This window comes from Mycobacterium sp. (assembly GCF_019247615.1).
Taxonomy (GTDB): domain Bacteria; phylum Actinomycetota; class Actinomycetes; order Mycobacteriales; family Mycobacteriaceae; genus Mycobacterium.
In genome coordinates, this window is sequence record NZ_JAFBAT010000086.1 from 1 (window position 1) to 13,310 (window position 13,310).

Annotated in this window: 8 protein-coding genes and 2 pseudogenes; all 10 read right to left on the reverse strand. The window is 67.5% G+C overall.

The genetic code is table 11. The annotated features are described in order from the left end of the window. Positions 1-405 (reverse strand): annotated as a pseudogene (locus JO059_RS06080) (hypothetical protein); the annotation flags it as partial. Between the two features lie 385 nt (positions 406-790). Beyond that, the gene (locus JO059_RS06085) at positions 791-2,260 is read right to left on the reverse strand and encodes a DUF4254 domain-containing protein (RefSeq protein WP_293315206.1); all 1,470 of its coding nucleotides are present in this window, start codon (positions 2,258-2,260) and stop codon (positions 791-793) included. 152 nt (positions 2,261-2,412) lie between these two features. After that, the gene (locus JO059_RS06090; RefSeq protein WP_293315207.1) at positions 2,413-3,309 is read right to left on the reverse strand and encodes a glycosyltransferase family 9 protein; all 897 of its coding nucleotides are present in this window, start codon (positions 3,307-3,309) and stop codon (positions 2,413-2,415) included. 127 nt (positions 3,310-3,436) lie between these two features. Beyond that, positions 3,437-3,784, reverse strand: coding sequence for a YbaB/EbfC family nucleoid-associated protein (locus JO059_RS06095; protein WP_293315208.1), 348 nt, complete (start codon positions 3,782-3,784; stop codon positions 3,437-3,439). A 152-nt stretch (positions 3,785-3,936) separates the two neighbouring features. After that, positions 3,937-5,331: pseudogene (gene eccE / locus JO059_RS06100) on the reverse strand (type VII secretion protein EccE); the annotation flags it as partial. Further along, the gene (gene mycP, locus JO059_RS06105; RefSeq protein ID WP_293315213.1) at positions 5,328-6,677 is read right to left on the reverse strand and encodes a type VII secretion-associated serine protease mycosin; all 1,350 of its coding nucleotides are present in this window, start codon (positions 6,675-6,677) and stop codon (positions 5,328-5,330) included. The pseudogene eccE (JO059_RS06100) and the gene mycP (JO059_RS06105), both read right to left, overlap by 4 nt. Positions 6,678-6,830: 153 nt before the next feature. After that, on the reverse strand, positions 6,831-8,669 hold the full coding sequence (gene eccA / locus JO059_RS06110; protein ID WP_293315209.1) for a type VII secretion AAA-ATPase EccA: 1,839 nt from the start codon (positions 8,667-8,669) through the stop codon (positions 6,831-6,833). Positions 8,670-8,672: 3 nt separating this feature from the next. Further along, positions 8,673-10,238: a type VII secretion protein EccE gene (eccE, locus tag JO059_RS06115; RefSeq protein ID WP_293315210.1), complete on the reverse strand. Its 1,566-nt coding sequence runs from the start codon at positions 10,236-10,238 to the stop codon at positions 8,673-8,675. Continuing rightward, positions 10,235-11,902 carry a type VII secretion-associated serine protease mycosin gene (mycP, locus tag JO059_RS06120; protein ID WP_293315211.1) on the reverse strand — a complete coding sequence of 556 codons (1,668 nt, stop codon included), beginning with the start codon at positions 11,900-11,902 and terminating at the stop codon, positions 10,235-10,237. Before mycP (JO059_RS06120) ends, eccE (JO059_RS06115) begins: the two co-directional genes overlap by 4 nt. Further along, positions 11,887-13,310: type VII secretion integral membrane protein EccD (gene eccD, locus JO059_RS06125; RefSeq protein ID WP_293315212.1), on the reverse strand; the 1,424-nt coding region annotated here is incomplete at its 5' end. The genes mycP (JO059_RS06120) and eccD, both read right to left, overlap by 16 nt.

The following is a 13,310-nucleotide window of genomic DNA, read 5'->3' on the forward strand; positions in this document are numbered from 1 at the left end:
TGGCGGCGGTGGTGGCGGCGGCGCGAACCTGTAATCCTCGTCCGGGTCGCAGAGAACGGACGTCGCGCCGTCCCCGTCCGCGGACAACGTCTTCGCCCCGGATCCGGACGTGCCGCCGTCCATGGATACGGCGTCGATGTCGTCGGCCGCGCCCTCGTCGACTTCCTCATAAGCCTTGGCCGCATTCCGGAGGGACTTCGCCAGCGTTTTCCATTCCCGCTCGCACGCCCGAATGTACAGCCGCAACCGGTCGGCGTTGATCGCGATCTGTACGGCGGCGTCACGCACGAATGTGAGGTTGCACGGCGCTTGCGGGTTCCCCACCGGCAGAGGCGGCAACGGGGCCTCGATCTCAGCGGCTCTCGCGATGAGTTCTTGGTATTCGACGTTCAGCGTCTGCGTCATATCGGCTCAGTCTCCTCGTGCAGAAGCCATCGTTCCGGGTGGGCTCGGCCACATGAACGACCAATCACCTTGTGCCACAATCACGTTGTGCCGCAACGCCGGAAGGGACACGGCCAACAGCGAAGATTCACCGACCACCCCTTTCGTCGTGAATGGTCGTGCGGGCGGTGCAGTGGGGGGCGTCAACCGCCACGTGTGCAATCGTAATGCCCTGATCATCTTGGCTCCCGGGGTTTTTCGCGAGATCTTCGGCCGGTTCAGACTCCGCGAGCCCGGCGACCGCCCGAATTCAGCCCGTCGACACCGCCCGTTCAACTGGCGTGGCTCAGCCGTTACCTTCGGTCCACTCATCACGATGGCCCAGGGGATCGCTCCCGTGCCGGCTTCACGTATCCCGGCTCTCGAACAGATCGCAGTAACCTCGTTGTGCTGCGGACTTGAACTGCCTGTACAGCTTGAACCTGATCTCGCCCGCATGCAATCGCGCGAGCAACTCCTCGAGCCCGCCGACCAGGTCGTCGTACTGCTGTTGGAGTAACGCAACACGCGCACCCGATTGCTCCGATCGACAGGTGTGCAGAACGCGCAGCGTCAGAACGGAAAGCCTATCGACGATCGTGCCGGGGGTTTCGGTGTGCAGCGGTGCGCTTGCGTTCAGCTCGACCCTGTCAACCAAGGCGACGTCGATGTCCTCGATGGTCGCGTTCCGCCGGGCGTTGAGGTCGTCTATTCGCCGTTTTCTGGTTGCCACTTCACGGTCGTCGGCGCCGGGGCGGCGCACTGCGTCTTCGTGATGCCACAACGCGAAGTTCAGCGCATGCAGACGCAGGGCTCTTGCTGCGATGCTGTCGCCGGCAGGCGCGTCGGCGGGTATTTCGGAGTGCCACAACCGGGCGGTGTCGTAGAAGTCGCGCACTGCGCCGAGCAGCGCTGCGCTGACCGAATCCCGGCGCGTGCCAGGATCGCCCCGATCAATACGCTCTGCGGCAAGATCTTCCATTGCGTCGAGGACTTCTTCCACGGTGATGTCCGCCATCGTGGGCCTGTCGACATGCCGGCCCGGCGCGAATCTGAACCCCCATTGCCCGGACCCCGTCGGACCGAACAGGCCCACGCCGGGCACCCCCGACAGATCGGCGGCGTGCAGCATGGAGGAGTCCACCCCGAGGAAAAGGTCCGCGTTGGCAACCAACGCCATCGCGAGGTCTAGCGGCAGCCCGAGATGGGGGGATACACGGTCGCGCTCGCGCCCGACGTTGAGCTCCTCATGCCCCATCCCGACCACCCATGCCACAAAGTCACGATGAAGCGCCAGGAAACGGTCCAACACGTCGATGAACCTGGTTGCCGGCCAGCGCTTTTCCGTCCAGGCCGTGTCGGCGTGCACGGCGAGCACCTTGATCCCGGCGGGCACGGTGGCACGAATTGAACGAGCCTTCTGTTGCACCGCCGGCGGGAACGGCATCGGCTGGGCGTAATTTTCGATCCGCAGCGAGGGATCGAACAAGCGCGCCAATTTGAAGGTCAGGTCGGCCGCGTGGGGCTGATCGCGCGGGATGACGATGTCGTAGTCGTCGGTCGGGAAGCCGATGCTCGTTGTGGGAGCGAGCCGTTGCCACAGGGACCGGATGAAACTGTTCGACGGCACGTCCCATGGCACGGCGTTGATGAACACATCGACAGAACCGATCTCGGACGCGAGGGCTTCGCAGTCGAGAGTCCGCGTCGGGGTTTTCCCTATCGGCGGTCCGGTCGGGGTAATTCCCGTGATGTCGACATACCGCGGACTGACCTCTCGGAAGCAGAGGTCGAAAGCGAACTTGGGACAGATCAACGTGAGCGGGGCGGCGAACATTTCGGCCAAGGCGCGCACCGTCGGCAGGGTCAGGATGGAGTCCCCGATGAGCGTCGAGAAGTACACCGCGGGGTTGCGTGCCTGCAGCAGGTTGCTTAGCCGTTGAGGGTCGAGGATCGACGAGTGCCCGCCCTGCAGAACCCTGATTTCGCTCAAGCGGTGACCACCCCCATCGACACCAGGTCCTCCATCGCACCGAGCACGTCTTCCACGGTGATGTCCGCCATCGTGTTCCTGTCGACGTGCCGGTGCGGTCCAAACCTGAATCCCCACGTGGCTGACCGCGTCGGGCCGAAAAGGCCGACGCCGGGCACCCGCGCGAGATCGGCGGCGTGCAGCATGGATGAGTCGATGCCCACGAAAAGATCCGCCTGGGCCACCAGCCCCACCGTGAGGTCGAGGGGCAATCCCAGATGCGGAAAGACGCGATCGCGCTGACTTCCGACGTTGAGTTCCTCATGCCCCATGCCGACCACCCACACCACGAAATCGTCGTGGCGGGAAAGGAACTCGTCGAGCAGGGCGATGAATCTGGTCACGGGCCAACGCTTCTCGGCACTCTCGGTGTCGGCGTGCACGACCAGCACCCTCACTCCCGCCGGCACACCGGCGCGAATCGATCGCGCTTGCTGCTGGACGGGCGGCCGCAGCGGCACGGGGTGCGCGAAACTTTCGATCCGCAGCGACGGATCGAACAGCCGGGCCAACTTGAACGTCAGGTCGGCCGAATGGCAATCCTCTGTGGGGACCACGATGTCGTAGATGTCGGGGGGAAATCCGATGCTCGCGGTGGGAGCCACGCGTTGCAACAGGGGACGCATGAGAACCTCTGCCAGCGCGCTCCACGGCAGGGTGTCGATGAACACGTCGACCGCACCTATCTCGGACGCCAGGGCATCGAAGTCGAGCGCCCGGCCCGGCCGTCCCAGCACGGGCGGGGTCCCGGTGAGGGGTAACCCCGTGATGTCGACAAGTCGAGGGCTTACCTCCCAGAAGCACAGGTCGAAGGCAGCCTCGGAGCAGATGAGCGTGAGTGGGGCGCTGAACATCTCGCCCAAGGCTCGAAGCGTTGGCAGCGTCAAGACGGCGTCCCCAATCTTGAGGACGAAACAGACGGCGGGCGTGCTCGCCCGCAGCAGATCGCTTAGCGGTGGCTCGGCGTGCCGGCCGTGTCGCCTAGTCTTCGGCAATCGTCTTCTGGAGCGTACCGATAATCTTGACGAGCGATTCCATCGTCTGGCCGGTAATGGCGTCGAGGGCGGCGGTCGCCTTCGCGTTGGCCATCATGAGCGCTTCGTTGATGCGCTCCTCGACTGTTTCGGCACCGAGGCGCAACAGGCCGTCCTCGATGTGCAGCTGGGTGATGACCCGGTCGCCATCGATCACCACTTCGACGGTCTCGGTCTGGTCTTGGGCCGCATAGGATCCGGTGGCCTGCTGCTTCATCGCGCCCTCAAGCACATCGGTCAGGTTCTTGAATTCACCCAAAACCTCGGCAACCTGCGGATGCGTCCCTGTTTCCACGAGATGCTCCTTAACTGTCGGGGCAGCCACGCTGCCAGGGCGGTTGCCGACGCAGCCCCCGCCTGCGGCAGGTCCTCAGTCTAAAGCGGCATGTCGGCTACCCGGCGACTGTTAGACGATTGTTCATCTGGCACACGTCGCGACGGGCTCCTGCGCGGTAGCGAGTTCAGGTAGCGGCTCTCCTCCGGCTGCGAGATCGGCCGGATCGGCAACTGGCGATGCCGCGGTGTGCCGATAGCGTTGTGCCGCAGGGTTACCCGTTCGACGCCGGGGTGCCGGCCTATGAAGGTCGTCGTGTTCGGCCACGCGACATGCGTGTCCGGACCGACGTTCGCGCCGATCAAGGAGGCGAACTCCCTGAAAGGCGGCGCAAGCGTGACAATGCCGCCTGCAGCCGTGGCTCGGATGACGAACTGGACGAAGGTCCGGGCATCGCCCAGGTTGATGCTCGCGTCGACGTCGTCGAACGGCAGGTAGACGGGGTAGTGGCTCGTGGTTTCCCCGACCAGTACACCCGCTGACCCGATCGGCAACTGACAGTGACGATCCGGGACGAGGGTCTGGCCTTCCAGGGCTGCTCGCTGAGCGCCGGAAACCCGGGAGAAGCCGGGTGGCCTTTTCGGCTTGTCTTTTGTGGTCAGCAGCACCGTGGACTGCGGCGCCATCCCGGGAACGACCCGGACCCTGGTGATGGTGTGGTCGGCAGGCTCCGACCACCACACGTCCGGGCCGCCGGGCGCAGTGTAAGCGGTAGTGAAGTTTTCGGCGCCGCGGATCGCGGACCACCTCTCCCGTTTGAAGCTGATTTCGGTGGCGTGGTCGAAATCGTCAAAGCTGCGGCAGCACACCGCGTCGACACCGTTGCCGGCAAGTCCGTCGGCGACCCGCGTGGTCGAAGCGACCAGGTAAAGGGCCAATCCTGTGACGCCGCCGTCGCGGCGCAGAGCCGACTTCCGAGCGCGTCGCGGGTCAGCCCGCATCACAATCCAGGTCCGCCGACAGGCGGGGGCGGGGTCACGCCCAATCACCTGCTGATACAGGCTCAGCACCTCCGCCGGCGCGGTCTTGGCAACGCGGTAGCCGGCCGACACGATGTCGGCTTCCAAGTCGGGGCAGTGCACCGATAGCAGCCGCTCGAGCAACCGAGTGTCGACCGTGTCGTCGGTGTGGGCTCGCCCATCGACGATGACCGTCGGCGTGAACGGCCGGGGGATGAGCTCGATCAGTGCCACGAGGAGCTTGCCCTGCCAGCGCACGGCTACGTGATCCCCCGGCTGCACCGTGGCGCCGACGTCGGGTTCGGACGGCGGTTCTGGGGGCCTGCGGTGGCGCACCAGCCAGGCGCATACCGCCGCGATCCAACCCGTCAGCCGCCGCCCGCGGAAGCTCACTAGGGCCACGACCAGGGCCACCGCAACCACGGTCGGTCCCGCCCATTCAAATCGGGTCCCGCGGAACAACAGGATGCACAGCGGCGCCAGCGCTGCCGCCCATAGCGCGTGCCCGGCGGTGAAGCGCAACCGGAATGAGCTAAGCGGGTTCTTCATCGTCTTCTCAGGGCTCGCCCGGTCAGTGCACCCAATCCCAGCGCGGCCACCAGCGCGACGACCCCGAGCGTGACGGCGTTGATGGGCCTGTGGTCGGGCCTCGGCGCAGGCGGCGGCGGTTGTAATGGCCTGACCGCGTAAGGGACTCGCGCCGTCGCGGGGCCGGCGGGGACGTCCCATGTCAGGGCCGCGACCGCGTTGACCGTCCCCGCGCCGACCGCGTCGTCCACGCCGCCGCCGGGGTGGCGGGCGGTGGCGGTGATCCGGTTGAGGATCTGCGCCGGCGTCAGGTCGGGGAACCGCTGTCGCAGCAGCGCCGCCAGACCGGAGACATACGCCGCGGCGAACGAGGTGCCGGCGATGGGCACCGGACCGTCCTTGCCGGGCAACGCGTCCACCGGCTCCCCCTCGGGGCCGAGCGCGACGATGTTCTCCGCCGGTGCCGCGGCACCCACCCACGGTCCGTGCATCGAGAACGGGCTCGGCGCCCCGTTCTCGCCGACACCCCCGACGGCCAGCACCAGCGGCGCGTACCACGCCGGCGTGACGATCGTCTGCACCTGCTGCCAGCCGCGCGGGTCGGCGGCCATGGCCGGGTCGGGGGGCGGGTTCTGCGCGCAATCGCCCCCGACGTTCCCGGCCGCGGCGACGATCACGGCACCTTTGACGTTGACCGCGTAGTTGAGGGCCGCGCCGAGGGTGGACTCGTCGACCGGCTTTCGCACCTTGAAGCAGGCCGCTTCGCTGATGTTGATGACGCCCGCGCCGAGATTGGCCGCGTGTACGACGGCGCGCGCCAGGCTGCGGATGGAGCCGGCGGCCGGCGTCGCGTTGGGATCGTTCTGGTCGGGTGGGTTGTCCTTGGCCTCGAAGGCTTCCGACGTCTGGCGCACCGAGAGCAGCCGCGCGTCGGGCGCGACGCCAACGAACCCGTCGGTGAGGGCCGGCCGGCCGGCGATGATGGATGCCGTGAGCGTCCCGTGGGCATCGCAGTCGGAAAGCCCGTTGCCGTCCTTGACGACGAAATCGCCGCCGGGCTCCGCCGGGACGCGCGGCGAGGGGTCCACGCCGGTGTCGATAACCGCCACCGTGATACCGGCACCGGTCGCGAATTTGTGGGCCTCGCCGACGCCGAGATACGTGTTGGCCCAGGGTGGGTCGTGGAAATTGGTGCCCGGCAACGTCAACGGTCCCTTGCACACGCGGCGCTGTTCGAGGGGCTGGTCGGGCCCCGTCACGTCGGGCGGCACGGCGCCCGGGTCTATCGATGGAGGCGCTACGGCGGACGCGGGGGGTGCGGCGAGCAGCGTGAGGATCATCACCGTGATCACGCAGATACGGTGCACCGCCGCACACTCCATTCGTCTAGGTTCATCTACCTGCGCTGCGCTGCCGGAATTTTAAGCTTTTCCGGCCTTGGGGGCGCTAGCTTTTCGGGCGGACGGCGCACGACTCTCGATGTTCACGAAACGGACAGTGGCCCGTAACTGAACACACCGTTACCAGACGATAGCGGCCATGTCGCGGTTGTCCGCGCACACGCTGCGCACCGCGGCCTTGAGGTCGTCGGCGGTGATGATCTGTAGATCCTCCACCGTCACAGGTTGGCCCGCCCGTTTTTGCGCGACCACTCGGGTGTCACGGAAACCCTCCGCGCGCTCGATAACGTTGCGGGCGAATCGGCCGTTCTGCATGGCATCGATGCCGTGCCGTCCACCGGGCGTGGTGTAGTTGCGGATGGTGGTGGCCGCGTCCAGAAACGCCTGCCGGGCGGCGTCGTCGAGCAGGCTGGCGCGCGGTGTCGCGTAACGGTGACCGATTTCGACGATCTCGGCCGGCGAGTACGACTCGAACCGCAGCTTCCGATTGAACCGGCCGGCCAAACCCGGGTTGACCGTGAGGAATTCGTCGACCTGGTCCTCGTAGCCCGCCCCGATGAAGCAGAAGTCGAAGCGGTGTGTTTCCAGCGCGACGAGCAGTTGGTTGACGGCCTCCATGCCGATCATGTCCGGGGTGCCGTCCTGATGGCGTTCGATCAGCGAGTAGAACTCGTCCATGAAAATGATTCGGCCAAGCGACTTTTCGATCAGCTCATTGGTCTTGGGGCCCGATTCGCCGATATAGTGCCCGCAGAAATCCGACCGCCGGACCTCACGGATCTCGGGGTGCCGCACGATCCCCATGCCGGCATAGATCTTGCCCAGCGCTTCGGCCGTGGTCGTCTTGCCGGTGCCGGGCGGTCCTACCAGGAGCATATGGTTGGTTTGGCCTTCCACCGGCAGGCCGTGCTCGAGGCGCATCATGCGCACCTCGAGCTGGTCTTCCAGCGCGGAGACCGCCTGCTTGACCGCGGCCAGGCCCACCTGCCTGGCCAGCAGCTCGCGGCCCTCGGCCAGCAGTTCGGCGCGCCGTTCCGCCGCGTCGTCGTCGTCGAGCTGGTCGCGGCTTTTCGCCGTCGACGCGTCCCACTTGTCGGTGCGGCTGGCAATGCTTTGCTCGTCGGTCACGACCAAGCGCAGATTCGGGTCTGCCAGTGCGGCTTTGGCGGCATCGGTCAACACCCCGTTGATGGTCGCCTTGGACAGCCAGACCTGCGCCCGGTCCTCGTCGTTGAGCTGCCGGTGAACCATGCCACGCAGGTACGCCAAATCGGCGACCAACAGCGGAATGTCGGCCGGGCCGATGGCGGCGGTCAAAACCTCGGCGCCGAACCGGCCCGACGACGTGTGCTGCCCGATCACGTCCACCCGGTCCAGCCAGTCCAGCGCCACTCGGCCTTGCCCGAGATGTGCGGCGGCGTGAGCGGCCAGCGCGCAAATGGAGGCTGTCACCGCGGACATGATGATCGCCTGCGGCGGCAGCTCCTCGGCGGCCGTCAACAACACGTCCGGCCAGCGCTGCGTGGCGTACATCAGGAACGCCCGCGCCAATTGGTGCCACTGATAGTTGCCCCAAGAGTCCAACAACTCGCGGTTTGCCAGCAGCTTGTCGGCCTCGGCGTACTCGCCGGCAAGCGTCAGTGCGGACGCCAGTCCAAGCCCCACCTGGGATGCGTCGGTCACGGTGATACCGATGTAGGGACCCAGCTGCATCTCGGCCGCCAGTGTCCGGCCGATGCGTGTGGTCTCGCGGTGCAGCCATTCGCGGTGATCGTTGAGCCGTTTCAGCGATGCCAGGTCGTTGCCGCCGCACGCGATGCGAGCCAGCCAGGCATCCGCCATCGTGGGATCCGTTTCGGTGGCGGCGATGAATTCGGGCAACGCCGCCGCCGGCCCCTGCCGGTCCCAGATCGCCATGGCGCGGTCGAAATGCCTACGCGCCGTGAGCAAATCGCTCATGGTCTACGCTGTCTCGAATGACATCGCGACCAAATCCTGGTCCACGTAGCGGTTCTCCGCGCGGAACAAGTCGACATCCACCAGCCAATGTCTGCCTGCCGCAGTGACTTTCACCCTGGTGGCGCTGACCTGCTCGATCGCCACCTCGAACGCATGCCCGTGCCCGTCGGGAAGTTTGGTGCCGGCCGGTGCGATGGTGATTACGGTGGCGGGGCGGGGCGCGGGCGAGATCGCGGCGTCGTGCTCGACGACGCTGACGGTGGTGCGCGGGGCGGGCCGGGACGTGCCGACGACGCTCACCGCGGGCATGCGTACGCTGGCCCAGCGCTTGCCGTCGCGGGTGTGGACACATACCCGCTCGCCGGCGCCCGCGGCGCGAATGACGATCCGTTTGGCGATCGCGTCGTCGGCCGCCACGAAGACCCGCGACAGCTCACCCGCGTCGGTGACCGGGATCATCAGGCGGTCACCGTTGCTCAGCTTGCCCACCAACACGCCCGACGGTCCTATCTCGACGACCAGCTGCGCCGGCAACTCGCTGCGCCGCAGTCCGCGCAGGTGTGGGCGCGGGCCGCACATGTTGGCGGCCGCCGCGGCCGCTTGCTCACCGTCCAGACGACGCAACACGACACTGGGCGGGCTCGGCGCCTGCGTCGGGGTGCGCACGGTGAGCGTGGCGGTGCAGGTGCCGTCCGCGAATACCGTCACGTTTTGGATGACCTCGTCGACCCGCAACGTCCACGCCTGCCCGAGCACGTGGGAGGTGATCGCTTGAGCAGGATAGGCATACGTCGTCATCCACCCGGCCTCCCCCCGGATGGCCTTCCACTTCTGTTTCGTGCCGGACACCGCGTCCCAGCCGAGCCGACGATCGAGTTCGACCAGGTCGGTCGCGGTGGCCACCTTCGCCCGCAAGCCGTGGCAGCGCAACAGGCCGGCGATCCGCTGGGCGGCGGAAATAGCAGTCGCGCCAACGGTTGTGCGCCAGCGCAACGCGTCCGAATTGTCGATCACCGGCAGCCGAAGGATCAGCCAGGTCTCGCGCCGGCCGGCATAGGGCGGGGTGCCGATCTCGGCGTCATACACCCGTGGGTAATCACCGACGTTGCCGCACCGCGACCCGAACGACACGACGCTGATCGATTCGAGTTCCAGGCCAAGCGGGTGCTGCAGCATCGGCACGAGATCCGCGACGTCGACGACGTTTTCGGTCTCGACGGTCACCGAGCCGGTCACCGTGGTGGCCCGGTGCCCTCGTCCGAGCAGCTGCACCGCCACGACAGCGGCACCGTCTTGGACGCGGACGCCGCCGCCGGACCGGTTGCTTGCCACGGTGATCGGGTCACCCCAGCTGATCGGTCGCCGGCCCCGCAGCGCCAGGACCGCCCACGACCACGCGGGCTGTCCCCGCCATGGCACAAAAACCAGCGCGACGCACACCACCACGGCCACGGCGGCGCCGATGTAACCCGCCAGCGCCCAACTCGCCAACGCAAGCAAGAAGACCGCCAGTATGCCCACGGCACGCCGGTTGCTGTCCGGACTGAATCCGGTCAGCCTCGACCTCATCGTGCCCTCCGCAGTCGCATCCCGAGCGCCACGACCAGCACACCGGCGACCACCGCGCCGAGGAAGCCGATGGCGATGTTGCGTGCCCGATTGTCCGGCGGGGGCGGCGGCGACGCCGGGGCGATCACCCTGCTCTGCGCCCCCGGGGGCGTTCTGTCGCCGGGAGGAATGTTGAACGTCAGCGCGGCGACCGGATCCACCAGTCCGTAGCCCACCTTGTTGTCGACGCCGGCCGACGGATTGTGCGCCGATTCCACGATGCGGTTGATCACCTGATGCGCGCTCAGCTCGGGGTATTTCGCGCGCACCAGCGCCGCGACACCGCTGACGTAGGCCGCCGAGAAGCTGGTGCCCCAAAACGGCATGTTCTTCTCGCCCGGTCGTGAAGGGGGATAGGCGTTGACCGGGCCGCCGCCCTGCGGCGACAGGCCCATGATGTGCGTCGCGGGCCCTGCCACGCCGACCCACGGGCCTGACATGCTCTTGTCGATAGGCGCCCCGGTGGCATCCACGCCACCCACAGATAGGACGTAGTCGGAGAACCAGGACGGCGAGGAGATGACTTTGACCTGATGCCAGTCCCGCGGATCCGAGGGGTCCAACGGGTCGTAGAGCGGGTTGTTGTCGCAGCCGCCTTCGCCGTCGTTGCCGGCCGCGGCGACGACCACTGCGTCCTTGACGGTTGCCGCGTACCACAACGCCGCTCCGAGCGCTCGCTGGTCGGTATTCGATACCGCCGGCAGACAGGACGTCACGGATATGTTGATCACCTTCGCCCCGATGTTCGCCGCGTGAACCACCGCCCGCGCCAAGGTATTCAGCGTGCCCGCCTTGACCTTTTCGTCGGAGTTGGGGTCGCCGGGCGTCGGGTTGACTGGCTCGAAGGCTCGCGACGACTGCCGGATCGAGATGATGGTGGCGTGCGGCGCCACACCGACGACCCCGTCGGGCGCGCCCGGAGGGGGCGGCGGCACCGCCGGCTCGTCTTCCGTTTGCGGGTCGGGCGGCCCGTTGGCGGGGGCCATCTCGCCCGGCTCGGGCGGGGGAGCCGGGGGCGGCGGTGGCGGAACGACCTGCGTGATCGTCACCGGCGGAGGCGGCGGCGGGGGAGCCACGGGCGGCGGGAGCTCGACGGGCGGGAGAGGCGCCGCGGCGGTCGGTGGCGGGCCGGCAGGTGGAGGAAACGCCGGCGTGGGTGGCATCGGCCGTGGCATCGGCGAAAGCCCTTGGGGCGCAGCGCCGATGATCGCACCCACCACCGTGCCGTGCGCGTCGCAATCTGACAGGCCGTCCTCACCCATGATGTAGTCACCGCCCGGCACGGCGGGCAACCGCGGATTGGGGGTCATCCCGGTGTCGATGACCGCGACGGGCACCCCGTTGCCGGTGCTGTATTGCCAGGCATGGCTGACGTTGAGCAGGTTGAACCCGGGGGCCATCTGCGACACGTCCGGGGTCTTCACGGTGATCGGCGCTGAACAGCTATTGGCACGCCGCATCGGTTGATCCGGTTTCGGCGGCCCGTCTTGAGGCACCGCCGCCGGATCTACCTTCGGCGGTGAAATCGCCTGCGCCGCGGGGGCGTTACCCGTGACAGCGATCAGGGTCAGGATCCCGATGACAGCGGCGCTCCGCGTGCAGCCGGCTGTCAGTGGCGAAGCCACGTGAACAGCCCCCCCAGAGCCGCAGCCGCCGGCAGCAACACGATCATCGCCAATACCTCGAGCCATTCCACAGTCAAGCGGACCAGCGGCCGGAACCGTGTTGCAGGCACCAAAAGCGCTGCGGCTAAACCCGATGCGGCGAAGGCCACCACCAGCACCACCGGCCACAATAGGCCGGCCTCCAAATCCCGGGGCCCGGCCAGCGCATACTTGGCAACGCCGCCGCACACCGCCGCACAAGCACCGCACACCAGCGCGATGGCCTGGTATTTGGCGGCGAATCCGCGGCCTTGGGTGATGAAGATGCCGACGGTGAGGCCGGCCACCAGCAAAGCCAACCAGGCCCAGCGACGGCCCGGCGCCAGTACCCCCCACACCGCGACCGGGAGGACGATCGAGACGCCGACGCAGACGCCCAGCTGCACCGCGTTGACCAACCGCGCCGACGCGGCGATCGCGGCCCCGCGGGCGGTGATGTCGGTGAGTTCGTCGTCCTCGTCCTCGGTGTCGTCGGCACCGACCGGGGACACCGTGTCCACCGGCATCCCCTCGCGGCGTGCAAACAAGTCACGCCCGGTAATCGATCCGAAGTGCGGGGGCCGCACGTGCGCGACCCACAGCGCGATCGTCGGCGTCATCCGGACCAGCACGAGCAGCCCGACCAAGACGCAGACCGCCAACACTTGCGCCGACACCGGCCGAAACATCCGTGCGGCCGCCACCGCCGCGGCGATTCCGCACGTTGTCACCACCGCGGTCGCCACCGCGGTCTGCCAACGTTTCCGCGTCGCCATGCTGATCGCGATGGCACCGAGCACTATCAGCACGAGCCCGATCAGCCCGTGCGGGGCTCCCAGCCTTCCGGGCGGCGCGCAGGAGCCCGCCAGCGCCACCAAAAGCACAGTGGCCCAAGCGAATCCGCTGAACATGTCGCGCCGCTGCGGCCATCCCAAGAACACCACCACCGTCGCGATCGCGAGCAGGACACCGACCGCGCCGGCGGTGACCGCCGGGATCAGGCTGTCGCTGAAGCTGCGCGCCCGAAGCGTCAGCCCCAACACCACGCCGACCGCCATGGCAAGGATCGCGAGTGCCGTCCGCGCCGCCGTCGCCGCCGTCACCGGTGCAAACATCGGGTCGCCGTCGCGGCCAAGCCACCTGCCCATCGCTGCCAATGCCGTCGACAGCGACTCGTATTGCGGCTCAAAGGATTCCCCGTCGACCCTGGGGACCAAGACCAGCGTGTCGCCGTCTTGTACGCCCAGTTCGTCGAGACTCTTGTTGATGTCCAGCCGAACGCCGTTGACCTTGTGCAGCTCGTAGCTGCCCGCCGGCAACGCGACCCCCTCGAATCCTCTGCGCTTCAGGTCGTCGCTGAGCAGCTCGACCATGCCCTCGAAGAATCCCT

What these genes read in the sequence shown, in the direction of transcription:
- JO059_RS06085 (WP_293315206.1), bottom strand. Translation starts at nt 2,260, where the DNA reads ATGTTCGCCGCCCCGCTCACGTTGATCTGTCCCAAGTTCGCTTTCGAC.
- JO059_RS06090 (WP_293315207.1), bottom strand. Translation starts at nt 3,309, where the DNA reads ATGTTCAGCGCCCCACTCACGCTCATCTGCTCCGAGGCTGCCTTCGAC.
- eccA (WP_293315209.1), bottom strand. Translation starts at nt 8,669, where the DNA reads ATGAGCGATTTGCTCACGGCGCGTAGGCATTTCGACCGCGCCATGGCG.
- eccE (WP_293315210.1), bottom strand. Translation starts at nt 10,238, where the DNA reads ATGAGGTCGAGGCTGACCGGATTCAGTCCGGACAGCAACCGGCGTGCC.